This window comes from Nonomuraea sp. NPDC005650 (assembly GCF_040605375.1).
GTDB lineage: Bacteria > Actinomycetota > Actinomycetes > Streptosporangiales > Streptosporangiaceae > Nonomuraea.
This window is the reverse complement of record NZ_JBEXCR010000003.1, coordinates 374468-397051: the sequence shown is the minus strand read 5'-3', so window position 1 is coordinate 397051 and position 22584 is coordinate 374468. Positions and strand designations below refer to the sequence as shown.

General features: G+C 71.6%; 19 protein-coding genes. 9 read left to right on the top strand and 10 right to left on the bottom strand.

Annotated elements, in window-relative coordinates; translation table 11 throughout:
• The first annotated feature begins 241 nt into the window (after positions 1–241).
• The gene (locus ABZS69_RS07320; RefSeq protein WP_355367968.1) at positions 242–1708 is read left to right on the top strand and encodes a PH domain-containing protein; all 1467 of its coding nucleotides are present in this window, start codon (positions 242–244) and stop codon (positions 1706–1708) included.
• 159 nt (positions 1709–1867) lie between these two features.
• On the opposite strand, the gene sepH is transcribed toward ABZS69_RS07320, so the two are convergent.
• From sepH to ABZS69_RS07295, 5 genes are all read right to left on the bottom strand, one after another.
• On the bottom strand, positions 1868–5005 hold the full coding sequence (sepH, locus tag ABZS69_RS07315) for a septation protein SepH (RefSeq protein WP_355367965.1): 3138 nt from the start codon (positions 5003–5005) through the stop codon (positions 1868–1870).
• Positions 5006–5165: 160 nt separating this feature from the next.
• Positions 5166–6107, bottom strand: coding sequence for a S8 family serine peptidase (locus ABZS69_RS07310; protein WP_355367962.1), 942 nt, complete (start codon positions 6105–6107; stop codon positions 5166–5168).
• Between the two features lie 79 nt (positions 6108–6186).
• A complete protein-coding gene (locus ABZS69_RS07305) occupies positions 6187–7464 on the bottom strand; it encodes a D-arabinono-1,4-lactone oxidase (RefSeq protein WP_355367959.1) in 1278 nt (425 codons plus the stop codon).
• A gap of 44 nt (positions 7465–7508) precedes the next feature.
• A complete protein-coding gene (locus ABZS69_RS07300; protein ID WP_355367956.1) occupies positions 7509–8231 on the bottom strand; it encodes a polysaccharide deacetylase family protein in 723 nt (240 codons plus the stop codon).
• Between the two features lie 54 nt (positions 8232–8285).
• Positions 8286–9488, bottom strand: coding sequence for an MFS transporter (locus tag ABZS69_RS07295; RefSeq protein ID WP_355367953.1), 1203 nt, complete (start codon positions 9486–9488; stop codon positions 8286–8288).
• A gap of 93 nt (positions 9489–9581) precedes the next feature.
• Between ABZS69_RS07295 and ABZS69_RS07290 the strand changes: the two genes are divergently transcribed.
• Positions 9582–10751 (top strand): lytic murein transglycosylase, encoded by a 1170-nt coding sequence (locus ABZS69_RS07290; protein WP_355367950.1) that lies wholly within the window; start codon positions 9582–9584, stop codon positions 10749–10751.
• On the opposite strand, the gene ABZS69_RS07285 is transcribed toward ABZS69_RS07290, so the two are convergent.
• A complete protein-coding gene (locus tag ABZS69_RS07285; protein WP_355367947.1) occupies positions 10742–11692 on the bottom strand; it encodes a ferrochelatase in 951 nt (316 codons plus the stop codon). The genes ABZS69_RS07290 and ABZS69_RS07285 overlap by 10 nt on opposite strands.
• Positions 11693–11748: 56 nt before the next feature.
• On the opposite strand from ABZS69_RS07285, the gene ABZS69_RS07280 reads away from it, so the two are divergent.
• Entirely contained in the window at positions 11749–13725 is a 1977-nt protein-coding gene (locus ABZS69_RS07280) for a S9 family peptidase (RefSeq protein ID WP_355367944.1), read from the top strand.
• Positions 13725–14513 (top strand): inositol monophosphatase family protein, encoded by a 789-nt coding sequence (locus ABZS69_RS07275; protein ID WP_355367941.1) that lies wholly within the window; start codon positions 13725–13727, stop codon positions 14511–14513. Before ABZS69_RS07280 ends, ABZS69_RS07275 begins: the two co-directional genes overlap by 1 nt.
• An 81-nt stretch (positions 14514–14594) precedes the next feature.
• Here the strand turns inward: ABZS69_RS07275 and ABZS69_RS07270 are convergent, their stop codons facing one another.
• Positions 14595–14759, bottom strand: a complete 165-nt coding sequence (locus tag ABZS69_RS07270; RefSeq protein ID WP_165959788.1) for a hypothetical protein — start codon at positions 14757–14759, stop codon at positions 14595–14597.
• A 236-nt stretch (positions 14760–14995) separates the two neighbouring features.
• Here ABZS69_RS07270 and ABZS69_RS07265 point away from each other — a divergent pair, with 236 nt between their 5' ends.
• The 4 genes from ABZS69_RS07265 to ABZS69_RS07250 all read left to right on the top strand — a co-directional run bounded on the left by ABZS69_RS07265 (position 14996) and on the right by ABZS69_RS07250 (position 18536).
• Positions 14996–15649, top strand: a complete 654-nt coding sequence (locus ABZS69_RS07265) for a response regulator transcription factor (RefSeq protein ID WP_125646423.1) — start codon at positions 14996–14998, stop codon at positions 15647–15649.
• A gap of 130 nt (positions 15650–15779) precedes the next feature.
• Positions 15780–17012 (top strand): ATP-binding protein, encoded by a 1233-nt coding sequence (locus tag ABZS69_RS07260; protein ID WP_355367937.1) that lies wholly within the window; start codon positions 15780–15782, stop codon positions 17010–17012.
• 320 nt (positions 17013–17332) lie between these two features.
• The gene (locus ABZS69_RS07255) at positions 17333–17632 is read left to right on the top strand and encodes a DUF4193 domain-containing protein (RefSeq protein WP_020542847.1); all 300 of its coding nucleotides are present in this window, start codon (positions 17333–17335) and stop codon (positions 17630–17632) included.
• A gap of 79 nt (positions 17633–17711) precedes the next feature.
• A complete protein-coding gene (locus ABZS69_RS07250) occupies positions 17712–18536 on the top strand; it encodes a hypothetical protein (protein WP_355367934.1) in 825 nt (274 codons plus the stop codon).
• On the opposite strand, the gene ABZS69_RS07245 is transcribed toward ABZS69_RS07250, so the two are convergent.
• From ABZS69_RS07245 to paaI, 3 genes are read right to left on the bottom strand one after another with little or no spacing between them, the layout of a single operon-like run.
• Positions 18525–19121, bottom strand: coding sequence for a TetR/AcrR family transcriptional regulator (locus ABZS69_RS07245; protein WP_355367931.1), 597 nt, complete (start codon positions 19119–19121; stop codon positions 18525–18527). The genes ABZS69_RS07250 and ABZS69_RS07245 overlap by 12 nt on opposite strands.
• A 3-nt stretch (positions 19122–19124) precedes the next feature.
• The gene (gene paaK / locus ABZS69_RS07240) at positions 19125–20420 is read right to left on the bottom strand and encodes a phenylacetate--CoA ligase PaaK (RefSeq protein ID WP_355367929.1); all 1296 of its coding nucleotides are present in this window, start codon (positions 20418–20420) and stop codon (positions 19125–19127) included.
• Positions 20420–20800 (bottom strand): hydroxyphenylacetyl-CoA thioesterase PaaI, encoded by a 381-nt coding sequence (gene paaI / locus ABZS69_RS07235; protein WP_355368325.1) that lies wholly within the window; start codon positions 20798–20800, stop codon positions 20420–20422. Before paaI ends, paaK begins: the two co-directional genes overlap by 1 nt.
• Before the next feature lie 98 nt (positions 20801–20898).
• Between paaI and paaN the strand changes: the two genes are divergently transcribed.
• Positions 20899–22545: a phenylacetic acid degradation protein PaaN gene (gene paaN / locus ABZS69_RS07230; protein ID WP_355367926.1), complete on the top strand. Its 1647-nt coding sequence runs from the start codon at positions 20899–20901 to the stop codon at positions 22543–22545.
• Positions 22546–22584: the final 39 nt, after the last annotated feature.

Sequence of the window (22584 nt, the reverse complement as noted above, 5' to 3'; positions counted from 1 at the left end):
CCATCCGCAGGGCGACCCGCACCCTCATCCTGGCCTTCCCCCTCAGCCCGATCCTCCCTCTCAGCCTCAGTCCGGTCTGTCCGCGCAGGGGGATCCGGCACCTCGGCTCGGCCCTCGCCCTCCGGGCGAACCGCAGCCCTGGCACGGGGCGCCGTTCTCGCCCGGGGGTGTGCCGCCGGGCGGTGACGGGAGCGGGCAGGCGCCCGGGCCGTGGAGCGGTCCTCCGGGTCCTCCGGTCCGGGTGCCGCTGCGGCTGAGCCCCAAGGTGCTGCTCATCGACCCTGTACGCATGCTGCCCTCCCTCCTCCTGCCGCTGGTCGGCGTGCTGTTCGTGGGCGGGTTCTCGGCCCACTCCTACGGCTGGGCGGCCATGGGCGTGGGGGGCACCGTGGTGTTCGCGATCATCAGGTGGGCCACCTTCTCGTACGAGATCTTCGGCGACCGGCTGGAGACCAAGCGGTCGCTGATCAGCCGGTCCATCCGCACCATCCCGCTGGAGCGGATCCGCGGCGTCGACGTGTCCACGCCGCCCCTGCACCGCCTGCTCGGCCTGGCCGTGCTCAAGATCGACACCGGGGCCAGCGGCGACGACGAGGAGGCCGGGCTCGACGGGGTCACGCTGGAGGAGGCCGAACGGCTCAAGTCGGTGCTGCTGCGCCGCGCGCCCCGGCCCGAGGCGCAGGTGTCCGACGTGGCGGCGCCCCGGGAGCGGCTGATCATCGGGGTGCCGCGGAGGTGGCTGCTGTACGGGCCGCTGTCGGGCGCGTACCTGCTGACCCCCTTCGCCCTCGCCGGCGGCGCCGTGGGCCTGGCGTTCCAGTGGGGCGACGAACTCGGCTTCGACCAGGACACCGCCTGGAGCGCGGGGCAGTGGATCTGGGACCACCCCTACCTGCTGGTGGCCGTGGCGCTGCTGCTCGTGGTGGCGATGCCGTTCGTGGGCGGGCTGATGTACGCGGTCTTCAACTGGGACTTCAAGCTCAAGCACCGCGACGGCTACCTGGTGGCGGAGCGGGGGCTGATCAACCGGCGCAGCGTGTCGCTGGAGTCCGCCCGGGTGCGCGGCTACGAGATAGTGGACGGGCTCGCCGAACGCTGGGCCGGAGTCGTACGCGCCTGGGCCATCGTCACGGGGCTGGGCGACTCCGAGACGCGCGGGCAACTGCTGCCCGACGTGCCCCGGGGCGTGGCGTACCAGGTGACCGCGGAGGCCATCGGCCCCTACCGTGCCGAACTCCGCCGGCACCCGCCCGTGGCGCGCAACCGCCGCCTGTTCCGCGCCGTCTTCCCGTGGGCCGTGCTGGCGGTGGCGGGCGCCGTGGGTATCTGGGCGACGGGGATGATCCTTTGGTGGATCCTGCTGGTGCCGGCGCTGCTGCTGGCCGGGGCCGGGATCCCGCTGGGGCTCGACCGGTACGCGTCACTGGGGCACGGCTACGACGGGGTGCGGGTGGCGGTGCGGTCGGGGTCGCTGCGGCGCTCCCAGGCCGTGATCGAACGCCGGGCCGTGGTGGGGTGGCGGCTGCGGCAGACGTGGTTCCAGCGGCGGGCCGGGGTGCTCACGCTGATCGTCGGGGTCGGGGCGGGCAAGGGGGGCTACTCGGCGATCGACGTGTCGGTGGCCCAGGGGGCGGCGTTCCCCGCCGAGGTGACGCCGGAGTGGCTCGCGCCTTTCCTCGACGAGCCCCGCACACCTCCCGCAGCCTGACCACCGGCGCCGGGTTGTCGTGGCCTTCGGTACCGCTCCGGGCCGGACTCTCGGCGGTTGGTTGTCGTGTGCCTTTGGCGCCGCCCCAGGCCGATCTCTCGGCGAGGGGCGGTCGTGGTTCTTCGCGCCGCCCAAGGTCGGTCTCCCGGCCTGGGCGGGTCAATCCTGGCGGCGGGCGCCGAACATGATCTCGTCCCAGGTCGGGACGGAGGCCCGGCGGCCCCGCGAACCCTTGCGCGCCTGGCGGGCCGCCGGAGCGGGCGGCGGAGACGGCACCGGGACGGGCGGCTCCTCCTTGGACGCGTCCTTGCCGGAACGCGCCGCCGGGACCGCAGGAGCGGTCTTGGGATCCGTGGGCTTGGGCTTGGGAGCGGGCGCCGGCGGCTTGGCCTCCTGAGCCGGCTGCTCAGGCTGCTCGGTCGCGGTCGGCTCGGGCTCCGGCGCCGCGGACTGGGCGTCCTTGGGTTCCGGTGCTGCGGGCTGCGCGGCCTTGGGTTCCAGTGTCGCGGGCTTGGCGGTGCCCTTGGACTCGGGAGCCGCGGGCCGGGCGCTGCTCGCCGGGCTGGGCGCCGCGGGCACGGACGCCCTCTGGGGCTTCGACGCCATGACAGCAGGCGTCGGTGCGGTGGCGCTCGCGGCCTTCTCCGGCGCGGCGACCTCAGGAGCGTCTTCGGACTGCGGCTTGGCGTCCGGTACGGCCTGGGCTGCCTTCTCCTCGGGCACGGTCACCGTCGGATCGGGCACGGTCGCTGTCGGCTCGGACGCGGTCGCCGTCGGCTCGGTGGTGGGCGCGTCGGCCGTGGCGTCCGCTGCCTTGGCTGGCGTCTCGGCCTTGGCGGCGTCGGTGGCCTGGGCGTCCGTGGGAGCGGCTGGCGTGGTGTCCGCGTCGGCGGGCGCGTCGCTGGGCGCGTCGGCAGGTGCGGAGGCGGCCTCAGAGACCGGCGCGGTGACCGGCGCAGTCGCGGGTGCGGGCGAGGACGCGGGCTCAGCGTCGGTGACCGGGGTCGCGACCGCCTCGGTGGCTGGCGTCGACTCGGTGACCGTGGCCGGTTCCGAGGCGGACGCCGGCTCGGCGACCGCAGTCGGTTCCGCAGATGCGGTCGGCTGCGTAGACGCCGACTCCGCGACCGCCGTCGGCTCCGCAGATGCCGTCGGCTGCGTGGACGCCACCGGCTGAGTGGATGTCGTCGCCTCCGTGGATGTCGTCGGCTCTGCGGAGGCTACGGGCTCCGCGGGCGCCGTCGACTCGGTGACCGGCGTCGGCTCGGTGACCGTGGTCGGCTTCGAGGTGGGCGCCGGCTCGGCGACCGCAGCCGGCTCCGCAGGGGCCGCTGGCTGGGTGGCCGCCGACTCGGAAGCCGCTGCGGGCTCGGTGACGGCGGCCGACTGCGTGGTCGCCGTCGGCTCGGTGGCTGTGACCGGCTCCGTGACCGGCGTTTGCTCGGGCGCCGCGACCGGCTCCGGGGCCGCCACGGGCTCGGTGGCCGTGGTCGGCGCGGAGGCCGAGATCGGGTCCGCGCCGCTTGGCCGACTGGCCGCTTCGGTGTGGGCAGGGGTGCCCTGAGCGGGCTCCGCGGACGCCTCCGGTGCGGCAGGCGGCTGCGGCGCGACGGGCGTCGCGGGCTCGGGCTGCGCGGGCTCGGGCAGCGCGGGCGACTCCACGGCGGCGGTCGCCGGGGCCTGGTCGACACGCGGGGCCTCGGCGGACAGCTGGTCCTGGGCAGCGGGCCGGTCGTGGGCGGCAGGCTGGTCCTGGACGGGAGGCCGCTCGTGGGCGACGGGCCGGCCTTGGGCAGCCGGCTGGTCGTAGGCGACGGCCTGGTCGTGAGCGACGGGCTGACCCTGAACAGCGGGTCGGTCGTGGGTGACGGGCCCGTCCTGGGTGGCGGGGCGGCCCTGGGCGACCGGCTGGCCCTGGGTAATCGGCTGGGCCTGGGTGACCGGCTGGCCTTGGGAGGCCGGCTGGTGGTCCTGGTAGGCGGGCCGATCCGGGGCCGCGAGCTGCTCCCCGGGAACGGGCTGGCCAGAGGCAGCGGGCTGGCCCTGGGTGAGGGGCTGACCCTGGACAGCGGGCCGGTCCTGGGTGGCGGGCTGGGCCGGGGTGGTGAAGTGGTCTCGGGCGGCCGGCTGGGGCTCCGCGATGGGCCGGGGCTGGGCGGAGGGCGTCGCGGCCGGGGCCGTCTGGAACGGGGCCGGCTGAGAAGGGGCAGGGGTCTGCTCGCGGAAGGCCGCAGGGCGCTCCTGGATGGGCGGTTCCTCGACGGCGGGCGGCGGAGAGGTGCGGGAGTCCACCGGGGCGGCAGGGGCGTAGATGGAGTCCGCGTCGCGCCCGGCGGGACGGCCCGAGCCGAAGTCGGGCAGCCACGGCGAAGACCCGCCGCGGCGGGACGAGGTGTCGCCGGGGCGGGCATAGCCGGTCTCGCGAGCGGGCGGCTCCGAGTGGTAGCGCTCGCCGTGGTCGGGCGTGTCGAAGGACGCCTCTCTGGCGGCGTCAGGCTCACGTGGAGGCGCGCCGCGCTCGAACGGGGGCGCCGCTTCCGGGGCGCGGCCGTACGCCGTCTCCGACGACCTGGGAGGCGGGTTGTAGCCCACGGCGGGCTCCTCGGGCTCGCGCCGCACCACCGAAGGGACGGGGGCCAGCGGCGGCACCGGCTGCAGCTTGGCCACCCGCGGCGTGAACGGGGTCACCGTCGTGTCCTCGACCACGACGGGATCCGGGTCGAAGTCGGCGGACGACAGCCGCATGGCCTCGTCGTCGTGGGGCGTCACGTGCCGCTTGCGCGGGTCGAACAGCCACTCGGCGTGGCGCGTGTGACCGTTCCACACGTAGCCGAGTTTGACGCGCCACAGCCCGTCGTCGCGCTTGGCGGAGTCCCAGTCGATCTCGTCGGTGGGCACGCCGCGCCTGGTCAGCCGCTCGGCGACGAGGTCGCCGAGGGTGGGCCCGGGCGCCGACTCACCGGGCATGCGGACCGCCACCCGTTGCGCCTGCTGCGCGACGTACTCCCGCTCCTGCAGCACCGGACCCTCGAACCAGCGGACACGCTCGACCGGGATCCCGGCGGTCGCCGCGATCTCCTCCGCCGTCTCTCCGGCGCGGATGCGTGCCTGGATCTCCTTGGGGCGCAACGGACTCTCCACTTCGATCTCGTACTGGCCGAGACGGGAGAAGTTGCCGCGGACGGCAGCACGGAGCCGGTCGTCCACGGGAAGTGTGAAGCGCGTACCTCGCCCGGCAGTAGCCAGCACGAGATAGGTGCCGTCCTCACTCACCGCGACGAGTCGGAGCTCCTGCATGCGAGTCCCTTCGTCAGCGTCGCCATTCTTCCCCCGGACCCTTGAGTCTCTCGCGTGTGCCGGTTGCCTGCCAGCACCGTACCCGGCATGTCCGAACATCGCCTTCCTGGGATACTCCCGGGACGGTGTGACGCCGGTCACATTCGTCGAATCCATCCCTCTAGAGCCCGCCGTTGTGCACGTGGAGGTTAGAGGCCCCTGACGGATTCTGGCGAATCGCGCCCCGTGGTGTCGTGCACTTCAGCCAAGAGGCCAGAACAGAAGGCGCGGCGCCAGGATGGCGCTCCAGGTACCGGGCGGCGACCCCGGCCAGATACGGGGCGTGATCGGAGAACGCCTGACCGCCGGGCGTGGTCCGGCACGCGCCGGTGGAGGCCGCCCCGACCACGAAGACGCCCGACCGCACCAATGAGCGCGTCGCGATGTCGAGCGCGGGGGAGTCGGACCCGTCGACGGCCAGGTTCGCGACGGAGGGGCCGTGGGCGTGCCTGCCGACCCAGTCCAGCCCGGCGAGCAGGTCGGTCAGGGTGCCCGAGCCGCAGCCGAGCACCCGTACCGAGGCGATGCTGGCCTTGGGCGCCACGGTGTGGACGCGCCGGGCGACCTCGGTGCCGTGGCCGGCGCAGTCGTGCCCGGTGCCGCCGGTGGCGTCGAAGGCGCGCCAGGCCCGGTCGCCGAACTCGGCCCGGCCCGTGTCCAGGCCGCTGTCCACGACGTACACGGTGGCGCCCGCGCCGGTGGCCCAGCGGGAGAGCGGGCGGGGTTTCCCGAGGACCATGGGGCGGATCTCGCGGTCGGGCTCGATCGCGAGCACCCGCGGGTCGGACCGGAGCTCGGCCAGCTCGGCGGCGGTGAGGAAGGTGGCGAACCCGGGCAGGGCGGCGGTGTAGTAGCGCCGCACCCGCCAGCGCACCTCGCCGACGAGATCGCGCGCGGCGCCGCGGCTGCGTGCGGTGACGATGAAGGGCCGGGTGGGTTCGGTGGGGGCGGGGCGCAGGGCGAACCCGGAGGCGGGCGTCATGGCGAGAGGAACGGCGGTCGTGGCGGCGGTGGCCACGGCCGCGGCGAGGTAAACGGAGGGCAGGCCGAGTCGTCGGGGCACGAGTTACGAGAATGCCCAACACACGGCCCTCACGGATCCCGGGACACGTTTTCGAGCAAGCTCTTTACCTAACGATGCGTTAGCCGAGCACTAGATCCAGGTACTCATTGCCGAATAGGCGGCCTGGGTCGAGCCGGTCGCGCAGGGCCGTGAAGTCCGCGAAGCGGGGATAGACCTTGTTCAGGTAGAAGGCGTCCCTGGTGTGCAGCTTGCCCCAGTGCGGCCGCCCGTCCAGCCGCGTCATGATCTCCTCCACGCCCTCGAAGTACGCGGGGTTGGGCGTCGGCCGGTAGATGTGGCAGGCGATGTACGCCGACGACCGCCCGTACGCGGTGGACAGCCACGCGTCGCTGGGCGGCGTGACCCGCACCTCCACCGGGAACGTGATCTTCCAGTCCATCCGCTCGATCAGGTCCCTGGTCTCGCGCAGCGCCTGGCCGAGGCGTTCGCGCGGCACTGCGTACTCCATCTCGAGGAAGCGCACGTCCCGCCGCGCCGTGAAGATCTTGTACGACGTGTCCACCGACTCCGAGTCGCCGAGCGCCGCCGCGCTGACGGTGTTGATCCGTGGGATCAGCTCGGGGAAGCGGCCCCCGAGCGCGCAGGCCGCGCCGAAGACGGTGTTCTCCAGGAAGACGTTGTCCAGCCAGTGCCGGAACGCGCTCGGCGGCCGGGCCGGGCCCGCGCTGCGGTTGTTGGTCTTGACCAGGCAGGCGTCGGTGTGCGGCAGCCAGAAGAAGTCGAGGTGCTCGTTCGCCGAGGTCAGCTCGTCCAGCGAGTCGAGCATCTCGCTGAGCGGCAGCTTGCGCCGCCGGTTGTGCAGCAGGAACGCGGGCTCCACCCGGAATGTCACGGCCGTCAGCACCCCGAGCGCCCCCAGCCCGACCCTGGCCGCGTCGAACAGGTCCTCGCCGGGCCCGGCGGTCGTCACCGAGCCGTCGGCCAGCACCAGCTCCAGCTCGGCGACCTGGTCGGCGAGGCCGCCGCTGTCGCGGCCGGTGCCGTGCGTGCCGGTCTGGATCGCGCCGGCGACGGTCTGCTCGGTGATGTCGCCCATGTTCGCCAGGGCCAGGCCGCGCTCGTCGAGCAGCTCGTTCAGCACGCGCAGCGGGGTGCCGGCCAGCACGGTCACGCGGTCGTCGCGCCATGACCTGACCCCGGTGAGCGCGCCGGGGCGCAGCATGACGCCGTCGGTGAGGGCCACCCCGGTGAAGGAGTGGCCCGTGCCGACCATGCGGACCCGCCGCCCCGAGGCGGCGGCGTCCAGCACGGCGCGTACGACGTCATCGACCGAGGCCGGCGTGCGGACCTCGGCGGGGGTGCCGGACTGGTTACGCGCCCAGTTCGCGAACGCCATGAGCACCCCCTCCAGAGCATCGTTCGGTTAGACGCGAACGATACTCACTTCTCCCAGCCGGCGGGAACCGGGAAGATGTCGCCGGGCTGCAGGTCCTGCCCCTTGACGATGTCGGACACCGTCACGAGGTGGTAGCCCTTCTTCTGGAGCGACTTGACGAGGGCCGGCATCGCGTCCACGGTCTGCTTCACCCAGTCGTGCATCAGGATGATGCCGTTGGGCTGCGCGACCTCCATGGTCTTCTTCTTGATGGCGTCGACGTTCTTGCTGGACCAGTCCTCGGAGCCGGCGGTCCACAGGATCATCGGCATGCCGAACTCGGTGGCGACGTCCGCGACCTGCAGGTCGGCCAGCCCGTACGGCGGGCGCAGCAGCTTGGGCTCGACGCCCGCCGCCTTCTTGACCGCGTCCTGCGTCTTCTTGATCTCGTTCCTGATGGTGCCGGCCTCGGCCTTGGTGAAGTCGGGGTGGCTGTAGCTGTGGTTGCCGACCTCGTGGCCCTCGGCGACCATGCGCTTGACGAAGGCCGGGCGGCTCTTGACGTACTGGCCCTCGAGGAAGAACGTCGCCTTCGCGTCGTACTTCTTCAGCGTGTCGAGCAGCGTTCCCGCGTACTGGCCCGGCCCGTCGTCGAAGGTCAGCGCGATGCACTTGACCTGCTCGCAGTCGACGGGTGCCTTCTTCGGCGCCTGGGCGAAGGCGGGCGCCGGGGCCAGAGTGACGCAAACAGCCGCGATAGCTAGAAGTGAACTGATTTGTCGGGACATAGGTAATGCTTCCAATGAGAGGGGTGTTGCGAGGGATCTCCCGACCGTAGCGGATCAACTCTTGGCGGGTGAAGGCGCCTCGGGAAGTCTCAGCAAACCCGAACCTCCGATGCCGACGACCGCGGCGAGGATCGCCGAACCCCAGGAGAAGACGTACGCGTTGGACGCGCCGAACATCTCGGTGAGCCGCCCGCCGGCCCACGCGCCGACCGCCACGCCGAACCCGATCGAGGTCGAGATCCACGCCATGCCCTCGGTGAGCAGCGACGGCGGCACCAGCCGCTCGGTGAGCGAGAAGCCCGTGATGAGCGTCGGCGAGATGGCGAACCCGGCCAGGAACAGCGCCGCCGCCATGATCCGCGCGTCACCGATGAACATGATCGGGATGAGCCCCACCACGAACAGCCCGAGTGTCCGCACGAACCGCCCGCGCAGCGTGATCTTCCAGTTCTTCGACCCGAACCAGAGCCCCGACACCATCGACCCGCCCGCGAACGACGCCAGCAGGAACCCGGCGGCGCCCTTCACGCCGTGCTCCTCGGCGAAGGCCACCGTGATCAGGTCGACGGAGCCGAACACGGCGCCCAGCGCCAGGTAGACGCAGGCCAGCAGGGCGATGCCGGGGATCAGGATGGGCGTGCCCGTCGCCGACCTGACCGGCTGCACGGGCGGCTGGGTGCGCCGCTGGGCCGCCAGCGCGAGGGCGCCGAGGAGCATGCAGACCAGGGCCACGATCAGCCCCGCGTACGGGTTCACGGCGGTGGCCAGCACCGTGACCAGCGCGGGCCCGGTGACGAAGATGACCTCGTCCACCACCGACTCGAAGGCGAACGCGGTGTGCAGCTTGGCCGACCCGCCGTGGATGACCGACCAGCGGGCCCGCACCATCGAGCCCAGTGACAGCGAGGTGCCTCCCACGAGCAGGCCCGAGGCGTACAGCGTCCAGTCGGGCAGGCCGAACCCGGCGCACAGCATCAGCGAGACCAGCGCGAGCGCGTTGACGACGGTGAACGGCGGGATCACCCGGCTCTGCCCGAACCTGTCCACGAGGCGGCCCGACATGGGGGCGGCCACGGCGAAGGCCAGGTTGGTCATGGCGGCGACGCCGCCCGCGGTGGCGTACGAGGAGGTGAGCGCGGAGACCAGCAGCACGACCCCGATGCCGAGCATGGACATCGGCATCCGCCCGACGAATCCGGCCAGGACGAACCACTTGACGCCGGGCCCGTCGAACAATCCCCGGTAAGGCCCGACCACGCCGTTTCCCCCTTACTTAAGCCAGCTAACCATGACGCACCGTATGTCCGGATGGCAAGTGATTTAGCGGGCGAGTGGGTTAACGTGTCCCGAGTGTCCGGTCTTCCCTCGTTCCGTGCGGTCATACTCATGGTCGCCGCCGTCCTCGTGGTCACGGCCATGGCCGGCGGCGTCGTCGTGATCCTGGGCGATGACCTGGTCAAAACGGCGAATGAGCCCGTGCGCAGGAAGCCCACGCAGCGGCCGCAGCAGCCCTCGCCGCGGCTCGACCGGCTCGTGCCCACGGCCGAACCGGTCAAGGACTTCGGCCAGGGCGGCCCCGGGGTCACCGCGACGCCGCCGCGCGTGCTGGCCATCGCCGCGGGGTCGGTGCCGAAGAAGGCGAGGTTCGCGCTCAGCGGGCTGAAGCACGTGCAGAAGGTGACCGTGGTGGACGCGGGCGCGGTCAAGGTGGCCGGCACCGCCCTGAACCTGCTGGCCGTCGACCCGGCCGGCTTCCGCTCCTGGACGCCGCAGCCCGTCGCCGACCAGCCCGCCGTGTGGAGCGCGCTGGCCAGGGGCGAGCTGGTGGCCGACGCGGGCTCGATGCGCAAGTTCGGGATGATCCTGGGCGGCATGTACCAGGTGGACGGCGGTCCCAGGCTGCGCGTGGCGGCCTCGGCCACGCTCGGGCTCATGGGCGTGGACGGGCTGGTGAGCGCGGACCTGGGCAGGTCGCTGGGGTTCGCGCCGGGGGTCGCGGTGCTGCTGCACGGCAAGGCCGGCAAGATCAGCGAGGCCGGGGTGCGCAAGGTGCTCGGCAAGGGCTCGCAGGTCGTCATGCTGGACGCGGCGCACCGTACGCCGAAGCAGCAGAAGCCGCAGACGACGGTGAACGTGGGCCGCCCCGGCAGCTACCTGGACCTGTACAAGGCCGCGGCCACCCGCTGCCCGGGGCTGTCATGGACGGTGCTGGCGGCGATCGGGCAGGTGGAGAGCAGCCACGGGCGCAACAACGGCCCGTCCAGCGCGGGCGCGCTCGGGCCGATGCAGTTCATGCCCGCCACCTGGAAGCACTACGGCGTGGACGGCGACGGGGACGGCAAGTCCGACATCTGGAGCCCGTACGACGCGGTGCCCGGCGCCGCCAACTACCTGTGTGCCAACGGCGCGGGCCGGGGCGGCGAGAAGCTGCGCAAGGCGATCTGGTTCTACAACCACTCGTGGGACTACGTGAACAAGGTCATGGGGATCGCCGCGGCCTACGCCCGCACTTACGCCTGAGGACGCCTGCGGGGAGCGGGGCAGCAGGTGAGCGCGCACGGGACGGGCTCGGGCTCGTCCATCAGCTCGCGCACCATCTGGACGAAGCGCGGGTGCGTGCCGGCGGTCGCCGCCCGCTCCAAGGGCAGCCCCAGCTCGGCGGCCACCTGCCTGGCCTCGGTGTCGAGGTCGTAGACGACCTCCATGTGGTCGGAGACGAACCCGATCGGCACCAGCACGACCGAGCGGGCGTCCGTCTTGCGCAGATGGTCGCAGACGTCCGGCTCCAGCCACGGGACCTGCGGCGGGCCGCTGCGCGACTGCCACACCAGGTCCCACGGCCCGGTGCGGCCGAGCGCCTGGTTGACCAGCTCGGCGCTCCTGCGGAGCTGCGCCTCGTACAGGCCGCCCGAGGGGCCCGCGGTCTCGGCCATGGAGACCGGGATGCTGTGGGCGGTGAACACCAGCCTGGCGTCGTCGCGGCCGAGCCGTTCGAGCGCGGCCCGCGTGTGGTCGGCCATCGCGGCCACGAACCCCGGGTGGTCGCCGAAGTGGCGCATCTTGACCAGCTCGGGGCCGTCCTCGACGGAGATCCTGGAGATGTCCTCGTAGTACTGGCGGCAGCTGGAGTAGCCCGCGAACGCCGAGGTCGCGAACACGGCCGCCTTCCTGACCCCGTCGGCCTTCATCTGCCGGACGGTGTCCTCGCCGAACGGGTGCCAGTTGCGGTTGCCCCAGTAGACGGGCGCGCCGGCGATCGGGCGCAGCGCCTCGACCAGGTCGCGGTTCTGCCGGTTGATCGGGCTGACCCCGCCGAAGCCCTGGTAGTGCTCGGCCACCTCCAGCAGCCGCTCGCGCGGCACGCCCCGGCCGCGCACGACGTTCTCCAGGAACGGCAGCACGTCGTCGGGCCCCTCAGGACCGCCGAACGACAGAACCAGCAAAGCGTCGTAAGTTCCCACGTGACCACAGTATTCAGGAGTGCGGGCGGTCTCTGCCGCGAGGTAGGTTCGATTGAGTGAGCGCATTCAATGACATACGCGACTACGTGGCCATCCCCCGGGTTCTCTCGCTGAAGCTCTCGCCAGACGGCTCCAGGTTGATCTCCACGGTCCAGTCACTCAACCCCGACGGCAAGTCCTACGGCACCGCGCTCTGGGCGATCCCGGTCGACGGCGAGCCCTACCGGCTGACCCGCTCCGCCAAGGGCGAGTCGGCCGCGGTCTTCACCGCCGCCGGCGACGTGCTGTTCACCTCCGCCCGCCCCGACCCCACCGTCAAGGACTCCTCCGACGAGGTGCCCGCGCTCTGGTCGCTGCCCCGCGCGGGAGGTGAGGCCCGCCAGGTGGCCACCCGCCCCGGCGGCATCGGCGGGATGCGTACGGCCGCCGACGTCGTGGTGTTCTCCGCCGACGTGCTCGACGGAGAGGAGGCCGCCGAGGAGGGCAAACGCAAGGCCCGCAAGGACGCCGGGATCAGCGCCATCCTGCACGAGGGCTACCCGATCCGCTTCTGGGACCACGACCTGGGCCCCGGCCGCACCAGGCTGTTCGCCGCCAGGCTCGGCGACGACCGCCTGGAGGACGTGCGCGACCTGACCCCCGACGCGGGCGAGGCGCTGCGTGACGCCTCGTTCGAGCTGAGCCCGGACGGCGCCACGGTGATCACGACCTGGCGCACGTACCTGCCGAAGGGCGAGAGCCGCACCGACCTGGTGGCCGTCGACGTGGCCTCGGGCGAGCGGCGCACCGTGCTCACCGAGGACGGCTTCGACTTCACGGGACCCCTCGCGATCTCGCCCGACGGCTCCAAGGTGGCCTGCGCCCGCGAGCGGTTCACGGGGCTGGAGGTCTCGGCGCGCAGCGAGCTGTGGATCGCCGACCTGGCCACCGGCGAGGGCCGCGCGTACGCGCCCGACCTGTTCCCCGCGGACGCCGAGTGGGCGCCGGACTCCTCGGCCGTCTACATCGTGGCCGACCACCAGGGCCGCCGCCCGGTCTTCCGCGTCCCGCTGGACGGGGAGAGCGGCAGGCTCACCCAGGACGACGCCGCGTACGTCGGGCTCAACGCCTCCTCCGACGGCCGCTTCGTCTACGCGCTGCGCAGCGGCATCGGCCTGGCCCCCGGCCCGGCCAGGATCGACGTGGCCACCGGCGAGATCACCGACCTGCCCTCGCCCGGGCCGCGCCCCGAGGCGCCCGGCACGCTGACCGAGATCTCCGCCACCGCCGACGACGGTGCCACGGTCCGCGGCTGGCTCGCGCTGCCCGAAGGCGCCTCCGCCGACCAGCCGGCGCCGTTCGTGCTGTGGATCCACGGCGGCCCGGTCGCCTCGTGGAACGACTGGCAGTGGCGCTGGCAGGTGTGGCTCATGACCCAGCGCGGCTACGCCGTGCTCATGCCGGACCCGTGCCTGTCCACCGGTTACGGGCAGGAGATGATCGACCGCGGCTGGGGCAACTGGGGCCCGCGCACCCAGGCCGACCTCGACGCGATCGTCGACGTGGCCCTGGCCAGGGACGACATCGACGGCGAGCGCGTCGGCGCGATGGGCGGCTCGTACGGCGGCTACATGGCCAACTGGCTCGCCGGCCACAGCGACCGCTACAAGGCCATCGTCACCCACGCGTCACTGTGGAACCTCGACCAGTTCGCCGGCACCACCGACGCCTCCATGTACTGGCAGCGCGAGTTCGGCGAGCCCGGCTCCGAGCGCTACCAGCTCCTGTCGCCGCACAACTCCCTCGACAAGATCACCACGCCGCTGCTCGTCATCCACGGCGACAAGGACTACCGCGTGCCGATCGGCGAGGGCCTGCGGCTCTGGTGGGACCTGCGGCGCAGCGAGGTCGACTCGAAGTTCCTGTACTTCCCCGACGAGAACCACTGGATCCTCAAGCCGGGCAACATCGTCGCCTGGTACGAGACCGTGTTCGCGTTCCTCGCCCAGCACGTGCTCGGCGAGGAGTGGAAGCGTCCGGACTCGGTGGCCTGATGACCGACTTCCTGAGGCTGGCCGAGGACATCGCGCGCGAGGCGGGCGACATGCTGCTCGCCAAGCGGCCCACGATGTCCGAGGAGGTCGAGACCAAGTCCAGCCCCACCGACGTGGTCACCGCGCTGGACAAGGCGTCGGAGGAGCTCATCCGCGAGCGCATCCTCGCCGCCAGGCCCGGCGACAGGATCCTCGGCGAGGAGGGCGGGGAGAAGCCCGGCGAGTCGGACGTGCGCTGGGTCGTCGACCCGATCGACGGCACCGTCAACTTCCTGTACGGCCTGCCGGACTGGGCGGTGTCGATCGCCGTCGAGGTGAACGGGCAGGTCGTGGCCGGGGTCGTCAACCTGCCGGCCCGCGGCGAGCTCTACACCGCCGCGCTCGGCGAGGGCGCCTGGCTCGGCGCGGAGCGGCTGCGCTGCAACACGGGCGTGCCGCTCGCGCAGGCGCTGGTGGCGACCGGGTTCGGCTACGCGGTGGCCAGGCGCGCGGTCCAGGGCCGGGTGGTCGCGGAGGTGCTGCCCCGGGTGCGGGACATCAGGCGCGGCGGCTCGTGCGCGATCGACCTGTGCTCGCTGGCGGCGGGCCGCGTGGACGCCTACTACGAGCGCGGCATCAATCCGTGGGACTACGGCGCGGCCGGCCTGGTCGCGACCGAGGCGGGGGCCCGGCTCGAAGGGCTGCACGGCAAGCCGGTGAGCCCGGAGTTCGCGCTCTGCGCGGCGCCGGGGCTCTTCGAGGAACTGCACGACCTGCTCGCCGCGCTGGACCCCGAGCGGGACGCCTGAGGCGAGCGGGACGCCTGACAAGAACGGGACGCACGACGCGAACGGCCGGAGCCCCCGCGGGCTCCGGCCGTTCGCGCGTGGTCAGCGGGGCAGCGGGATGCCGTGATCGTCGGCCAGCCTGCGCAGGTCTTCGATCTCGGCGGTGAGCGTGTCAGCGAGGTATTCGTCGCCGACGCTACGGGCCTCCCGAAGGCCCTTATAAGCCTGGTCGAGGCGGTGTTCGATCGTGGTCGTGAACTCGCCCATCTCACCTACTCTCTGGGGTCCGATCCATGCTCTTGGGGCGAAGTACGGCCATTGCCGGGTGATGTCCGGGCAATGGGTGTCCCGCAGGCATACCCCGGCTGCTCACACCCCGAAACATGAATTTTGTGCACCTGCCCCTGACCGGGGGGTCACCCACCCCTGAACATGCCTTACCGTGCGCTTATCGAGGCTGTGGCCAGAATGAGTGACCAGAATCGGAGAGAGGTGCATCAGGCGTGCGGGTGCTGGTGGTTGAGGATGAGCGGGTGCTCGCCGACGCGATCGCGACCGGGCTGCGGCGCGAGGCCATGGCGGTCGACGTCGCCTACGACGGGGGCGGTGCCCTCGAGCGGACCTCCTACATCGACTACGACGTGATCGTGCTGGACCGCGACCTGCCGGTCGTCCACGGCGACGAGGTGTGCCGGCGGCTGGTGGAGCAGCGCAGCGCCTCGCGGATCCTGATGCTGACCGCGTCGGGCGACGTGGACGACAAGGTGGAGGGTCTCGGCCTGGGGGCCGACGACTACCTGGCCAAGCCGTTCGTGTTCATCGAGCTGGTGGCCAGGGTGCGCGCGCTCGGCCGCCGCTCCGCGCCGGCCCTGCCGCCCGTCCTGGAGCGCGCCGGCATCCGGCTGGACCCGGGCAAGCGGCTGGTGGAGCGCGACGGCAAGGAGGTCGTGCTGACCAAGAAGGAGTTCGCGGTCCTGGAGGAGCTGATGCGCGCGGAGGGCGCCGTGGTCAGCCAGGAGGACCTGCTGGACAAGGCCTGGGACGAGAACATCGATCCCTTCACGAACGTGGTCCGCGTGACCATGATGACGCTGCGGAAGAAGCTGGGTGAGCCTCAGGTGATCGAGACTGTGCCCGGGGTTGGGTACAAATTGTGACTGAACGGCGAGTCATCGAACGCCGCACGTCCGTCGCGGGGGTGGCCCCGTGACGGAGAGGTCGGAGGAGCTACAGTCGGGGCCGACGCATCCGATGATCAGCCCGCATTCGGCGAGGAAGGCGACGCGTGTGCAGCAGGCGCCACCGCCCAGCGGGCCGCCCGCCTGGGACGGCCCACCGCCGCCCGCGCAGCCGCAGGTCCAGCGCACACCGATGGCGCGGATGAGGGAGCTGCCCGCCAAGGTCAGCATCCGGTGGCGGCTGACGCTCACCTATGGCGCGTTCGTCTTCGCCGCGGGCGCCGTCCTGCTGGCGTCGGTCTACGTGATCGTCGGGACGGCGCTCAGCGCGGCGTGGCCCAACGTCGACCTGGTGGGGCAGCCTCCCACCGTGAACGAGCAGTTCCAGCTCCTCTGGGACAAGCTGCGCAAGCAGGCGATCCAGGACGCGCGGGACGCGCTGTTCAGCAACTCCCTCCTCGCGCTGATGGGCGTCGCCATCCTGGCGCTGATGATCGGCTACTTCGTGGCCGACCGGGCGCTGCGGCCGGTGGCCCAGATGACGGCGACGGCGCGCAAGCTGTCCGAGAGCACCCTGGCCCACCAGCGCATCGACCTGAAGGGCCCCAACGACGAGCTGAGGGAGCTGGCCGACACGTTCGACGCCATGCTCACCCGGCTCAACGTCGCCTTCGACACCCAGCGAAGATTCGTGGCCAACGCCTCCCACGAATTGCGCACCCCGCTCACGATTAACCGGACCGTCCTGGAGATCGCCCTGTCCGATCCCGAGGCGTCCGAGGATCTCAAAGCGCTCGGCCGTACCCTCCTCGAAGTCAACGCGCGTAACGAGAAGCTCATCGAGGGGCTGCTGTTGCTGGCGAGGAGCGAGCGCGAACTCGCCGTACGCAAACCCCTCGATGTCCAGGAAGTCGCCCGGACGGCCGTGGAACAGGTGACGGCCTTCGCCGAGGAGCACGGGGTAACCGTGACGGCCGAACTGGTCAGCGCGCCTACCACAGGCGATCCGGTGCTCCTGGAGCGGTCGATCAGCAACCTCCTGGAGAACGCGGTCAAGTACAACATTCCCGAAAACGGAAAAGTCTGGATCCAGACGGGAATGGCGGGTGGTGGCTTGGTTGTTCAGGTGGCCAACACAGGGCAGCATGTCCCGGCGTACGAGGTGAACAGCCTGTTCGAGCCCTTCAGGAGACTCAACGCGGACCGCGTGGATTCGGCGAAGGGATCGGGGCTCGGGCTGTCCATCGTTCGTGCGGTGGTTCAGGCGCACGGTGGAAATGTGGCAGCGGTGCCACGCGATGGTGGAGGGCTGGTCGTGACCATTCGGCTTCCGGGACGCTGAGATCGTGTCGCTCCGGCACGTTCATCCGCGTGTTGGTGCCCGTGTTGAGGCGTGGGGGGCGTCTCATTCACGCCGCACATGTGGTTGGATGTGCCGTCGAACACGGTGGTGCATGGCGCCAAGGCTGTGGGTTTCGCCATATTTGGCTAACCATTGCCGACGGCAGCAGGCCCTGACGTGTTGGGAGGTTCGTTGTCCGTTCCCGCGGGGTACCGATGGGAAATCTCCCCGGCGGAACGGGCACAAGATGGGCTTCCTGGACGTTAGAAGACGCGCGATGAGCGCGAGGACATATAGATGAGGGGGATGGAGTAAGCACAATGGCTACCGACTACGACAGCCCACGCAAGACAGACGACGACCTGGGGGAGGACAGCCTCCAGGAGCTGCAGGCGCGGCGTACCGACAAGTCGTCTGGCAGCATCGACATCGACGAGACCGACCTGGCCGAGTCGCTGGAGCTGCCCGGTGCGGACCTGTCGAACGAAGAGCTCTCCCTGCGGGTGATCCCCCGCCAGGCCGACGAGTTCACCTGCTCGCGCTGCTTCCTGGTGCACCACCGCAGCCAGCTGGCCTCCGAGAAGAACGGCCAGCAGGTCTGCCGGGAGTGCGCCGCCTAATCGACTGGAGCGACAAGCTCGGGGTAGGGGAGACCAACCCGGCCTTGGGCGATCGCGACCATGAGGACGGAGGCAACGCGTGGCCGTACCTGAGCAGGACAAGCAACCAGACAACGAGGTCGCCGGCCCCGAAAACGAGGTCGGCGAGCTCGTAGGCAAGCTCACCGCGCCCGGCGAGCTGGAGCCGGCCGAGCGGCGCAGGCTGCTCGGCCGACTAGCCCGGGCACTGTCCGACGGAGCGAAGAGGGCACGCGTCAAAGGCGCGGGCCGGGGCCGCTGGCTGGCGGACGTCTTTCTCAACATCGCGCCTCGCATCCCGATCAGGGATCTGCACACCCTTTCCGAGCACCATCACGGCCTGACCGGCGAGCAACTCGCCGACGACCTGGTGCGCACCGCCCAGAAGGCCACGATGACGGTCGGCGCCATCGGCGGAGCGCTCGCCGCGGCGGAGTTCGCCGCGCCACCCCTTCTGCTCTCCGCCCCCGCGCAGCTCGTGGCCGAGACCATCGTCGTCGCCGCCATCGAGGTCAAGCTCCTGGCCGAGCTGCACGAGGTCTACGGCGTACGCGTCGAGGGCTCGGGCACCCAGCGCGCGGTCGCGTTCACGGCCGCGTGGGCCAAGCAACGCGGCATCGACCCGCTCGCGCCCACGTCCGTCTCGCTGGCGCTCGGCGCGGCCACCAAGACCGCCCTGCGCAACCGCCTCCTCCGGACGCTCGGCCGCCATCTGACCACGCTCGGCCCGTTCCTCACGGGGGCCATCGCGGGCGGCGCGCTCAACCGCATCGCCACGAAGAAGCTCGGCGAGGCCGTACGCAACGACCTGCGCGTCAAGCTGCCCCAAGGGTCCGAGGAGACGCCCCAGGTCGAGCCCCAGCGGCGGGAGTCGTTAGACCCGTAGGCCGCTGAAGGTCATCTTGAGCAGCGCGTCGGCCAGGTCGTCCGCCGAGGCCCCGCGCGCCGGTTTGTACCACTCGGTGATCGAGTTCACCGTCCCGAACAGCAGCCGCGTCACCAGCGCCGGATCCACGTCCGGCCGGATGCTGCCCTCCGCCGCCGCCTCCTTGACCAGGTGGCTGATGAACCCGTCGAACTCCCGCCGCCGCTCCAGCGCCGCCTGCTCGGTCCGGCTGTTGCCGCGCACCCGCAGCAGCAGCGTCACGTACGGCAGTCGGTCCACGAGGATGCGCACGCTCTCCCGTACGGCCCACTCCAGCCGCTCGATCGCGGGGCCCGAGGCGGCCCGCTCGTCGGTCACCACCGCGAACAGCCCGTCGAGCGCCCGATCCAGCGCCCGCCCCAGCAGCTGCTCCTTGCCCGGCACGTGATAGTAGATGGCCGACTTGGTCACGCCGAGCGCCCTGGCCAGATCCTCCATGCTCGTCCCGTCGTAGCCGCGCTCGTTGAAGACGCCGACGGCGATGGACAGCACGGACTCCGGGTCGTGTCCGCGCTTGCGCTGGCGGGTGGGAGTTGGAGGGGCCATGTCTCAATTATCCCGCTTGTCGATGACTCGTCGGAGCTTGCCGACCGAACGCTCCAGCGTCTCCGGGTCCACCACCTCGACCTCCACGCTCACGCCGACGGTGTCCTTGACGGCCTGGCACAGCATCTCTCCGGCCTCGGCGCGGCGGGCGAAGCCGGGACGGGCCTCGACCCTGACCGTCATCACGTCGAGCCGCCGGGGCCTGGTCAGGAGGAGCTGGAAGTGGGGCGACAGACCCTCCGTACGCAGCACCAGCTCCTCGATCTGGGTCGGGAACACGTTCACGCCGCGCAGGACGATCATGTCGTCGGTGCGGCCGGTCACCTTCTCCATGCGCCGGAACGCGGGCCTGGCGGTGCCCGGCAGCAGCCTGGTCAGGTCGCCGGTGCGGTAGCGGACGACCGGCATGGCCTCCTTGGTGAGGCTGGTGAAGACCAGCTCGCCGGCCTGCGCGGGCTCACTCGTGAAGGGGTCGACGGTCTCCGGGTAGAAGTGGTCCTCCCAGACGTGCAGGCCGTCCTTGGTCTCGACGCACTCGTTCGCGACGCCGGGGCCGATCACCTCCGACAGGCCGTAGATGTCCACGGCGTGCAGGTCGAAGCGGTCCTCGAGCTCCGTGCGCATCCGCTCGGTCCAGGGCTCGGCGCCGAAGATCCCGATCCGGGGCGAGGACGCGCGGGGGTCCAGGCCCTGCCGCTCGAACTCGTCCAGCAGGGCCAGCATGTACGACGGCGTGACCATGACGATGTCGGGCCGGAAGTCGGTGATCAGCCGGACCTGCCGGGGCGTCATGCCGCCGGAGACCGGCACCACCGTGCAGCCCAGCCGCTCGGCCCCGTAGTGGGCGCCCAGGCCGCCGGTGAACAGGCCGTACCCGTAGGCCACGTGCACGATGTCGCCGGGCCGGCCGCCGGAGGCGCGGATGGAGCGGGCCATGACGTCCGCCCAGACGTCCAGGTCGCGCCTGGTGTAGCCGACCACGGTGGGCCTGCCCGTGGTGCCGCTGGAGGCGTGGATCCTGGCCACCTGCTCGCGCGGGACGGCGAACATGCCGAACGGGTAGTGCTCGCGCAGGTCCTGCTTGGTGGTGAAGGGGAATTTCGCCAGGTCACCGAGCTCCTTGCAGTCGCCCGGATGCACCCCCGCCTCATCAAATTTATGCCGATAAATCGGCACATTTTGGTATGCGTGGGTGAGTGTCCATTGGAGGCGTTCCAGCTGGATCGCCATGAGCTCGTCGCGTGACACCCGCTCGATGGGGTCGAGGTCGTCCGGCGCGGGGGGATCGCCGAGTCTCATCAGCCCTCCACCTGTCTCAGCTCTCTGCTGCGGCCGCGGAACTCCGCGACCACCCGGCCGTCGGCTCCGCGCACCGTGATGTCGTAGATGCCGCTGCGGCCGTAGCGGGTGCGCTCGGCGGCCTCGGCCACCAGCACGTCGCCCGCGCGGGCCGGGGAGACGAACGTGATCTCCGCGCCCGCCGCCACCGTCACCGGGCCGTGGCTGTTGCAGGCGCAGGCGAACGCCGTGTCGGCCAGCAGGAACACGTAGCCGCCGTGGCACAGGTCGTGCCCGTTGATCATCTGGCCGGTCACGGTCATCCGGCACACCGCCCGGCCCGCGCCCAGCTCCGTCAGCTCGATGCCCAGGGCGGCGGAGGCGGTGTCGGCGTCCATCATGCGACGCGCGCTCTCCAACGCAAGTCTCCCTTGTCAACTGACCGAATGTTCGGTAAACACTTCACCGTCCGGACCATCCTGTCAAGAGGGTGAACACCATGTTCGAGCAGCACCGCGAGACTCTGGAGAAGGCGCTTTCCGCCATCGCCGAGCGGGGATACTGGAGTGCCTACCCCGAGTCGCCGAGCCCGCGCGTCTACGGCGAGGGGGCGGCCGAGCGGGGCAAGGAGGCGTTCGAGTCCTACCTCGGCAAGCCGTTCCCCCTCGACCAGCCGGGCACCGGGTCCTGGATCGGCGCCGAGCGGTCCCCGTACGGCATCGACCTCGGCGTCACCTACCCGCAGCCGCTCGTGGACGACCTGATCGCCGCGGCGAAGGCGGCGCTGCCCGCCTGGCGCGACGCCGGGCCCGAGGCCCGCGCGCTGGCCTGCGTCGAGATCGTCGACCGGATCAACCGGCGCAGCTTCGAGCTGGCCAACGCGGTGCAGCACACGACCGGGCAGGCGTTCGTGATGGCCTTCCAGGCGGGCGGGCCGCACGCGCAGGACCGCGCCCTGGAGGCCATCGCGTACGGCTACGCCGCCATGACCTCCTCGGCCGCGAGCGCCCGCTGGGAAAAGCCGGCCAAGGGCGAGCCGCTGGTCATGGACAAGCGCTTCACGGTCGTGCCCCGGGGCGTCGCGCTGGTGATCGGCTGCAACACGTTCCCGACCTGGAACGCCTACCCGGGGCTGTTCGCCTCGCTCGTCACCGGCAACCCGGTGATCGTCAAGCCCCATCCGCGGGCGGTGCTGCCGCTGGCCATCACCGTGCAGATCGCCCGCGAGGTGCTGGCCGAGGCGGGCTTCGACCCCGGGCTGGTCTCGCTCGCGGTGGAGGAGGGGCAGGGGCTGGCCAAGACGCTCGCCACCCACCCCGACATCCGCATCGTCGACTTCACCGGCTCCACGGAGTTCGGCGACTGGCTGGAGCAGAACGCGCGGCAGGCGCTCGTGCACACCGAGAAGGCGGGGGTCAACGCGATCGTCGTCGACTCGACCGACTCCTGGCGCGGCATGCTGGGCAACCTGGCGTTCTCGCTGTCGCTCTACAGCGGGCAGATGTGCACGGCGCCCCAGAACATCCTCGTGCCGGCCGACGGGATCGAGACCGACGAGGGGCACAAGAGCTTCGAGGAGGTCTGCGCCGGGCTGGCGGGCGCCGTCGGCAAGCTGCTCGGCGACGACGCCCGCGCGGTGGAGCTGACCGGGGCCATCGTCAACCCCGACGTGCTGGCCCGGGTGGAGGCCGCGCCGTCGCTGGGCGAGGTCGTGCTGGAGTCGCGGGCCGTCAAGCACCCGGGCTTCCCGGACGCGGTGGTGCGGACGCCGGTGATCGTGAAGGTCTCGCCGGACGACTCCGGCGTCTACGGGCGGGAGCATTTCGGGCCGATCGCGTTCGTCATCCCGACCGGGTCGACGCAGGAGAGCCTCGACGTGCTGCGCCGCACGATCAAGGCGCGCGGGGCGCTCACGGCCGCCGCCTACTCGACCTCCGCCGAGGTGCTCGACCAGGCCGAACGCGCCGCCGTCGACGCGGGGGTCAACCTGTCGTGCAACCTGACGGGCGGCGTCTTCGTCAACCAGTCGGCGGCCTTCAGCGACTACCACGGCACGGGCGCCAACCCGGCCGCCACGGCCTCCCTCACGGACCCGGGCTATGTGGCGGGCCGCTTCCACGTCGTCCAAACCCGCCGCCCCGCCTGACCTGGCCCTCCTGCCCACCGCCCGCGCCCTGGCGGGCGG

Excerpts from the sequence above, each read along its gene's own strand:
- paaK (WP_355367929.1), bottom strand. The coding sequence starts at position 20,420 with ATGAGACTCGGCGATCCCCCCGCGCCGGACGACCTCGACCCCATCGAG.
- sepH (WP_355367965.1), bottom strand. The coding sequence starts at position 5,005 with ATGCAGGAGCTCCGACTCGTCGCGGTGAGTGAGGACGGCACCTATCTC.
- ABZS69_RS07305 (WP_355367959.1), bottom strand. The coding sequence starts at position 7,464 with ATGGCGTTCGCGAACTGGGCGCGTAACCAGTCCGGCACCCCCGCCGAG.
- ABZS69_RS07255 (WP_020542847.1), top strand. The coding sequence starts at position 17,333 with ATGGCTACCGACTACGACAGCCCACGCAAGACAGACGACGACCTGGGG.
- ABZS69_RS07300 (WP_355367956.1), bottom strand. The coding sequence starts at position 8,231 with ATGTCCCGACAAATCAGTTCACTTCTAGCTATCGCGGCTGTTTGCGTC.
- paaI (WP_355368325.1), bottom strand. The coding sequence starts at position 20,800 with ATGATGGACGCCGACACCGCCTCCGCCGCCCTGGGCATCGAGCTGACG.
- paaN (WP_355367926.1), top strand. The coding sequence starts at position 20,899 with ATGTTCGAGCAGCACCGCGAGACTCTGGAGAAGGCGCTTTCCGCCATC.
- ABZS69_RS07270 (WP_165959788.1), bottom strand. The coding sequence starts at position 14,759 with ATGGGCGAGTTCACGACCACGATCGAACACCGCCTCGACCAGGCTTAT.
- ABZS69_RS07275 (WP_355367941.1), top strand. The coding sequence starts at position 13,725 with ATGACCGACTTCCTGAGGCTGGCCGAGGACATCGCGCGCGAGGCGGGC.
- ABZS69_RS07245 (WP_355367931.1), bottom strand. The coding sequence starts at position 19,121 with ATGGCCCCTCCAACTCCCACCCGCCAGCGCAAGCGCGGACACGACCCG.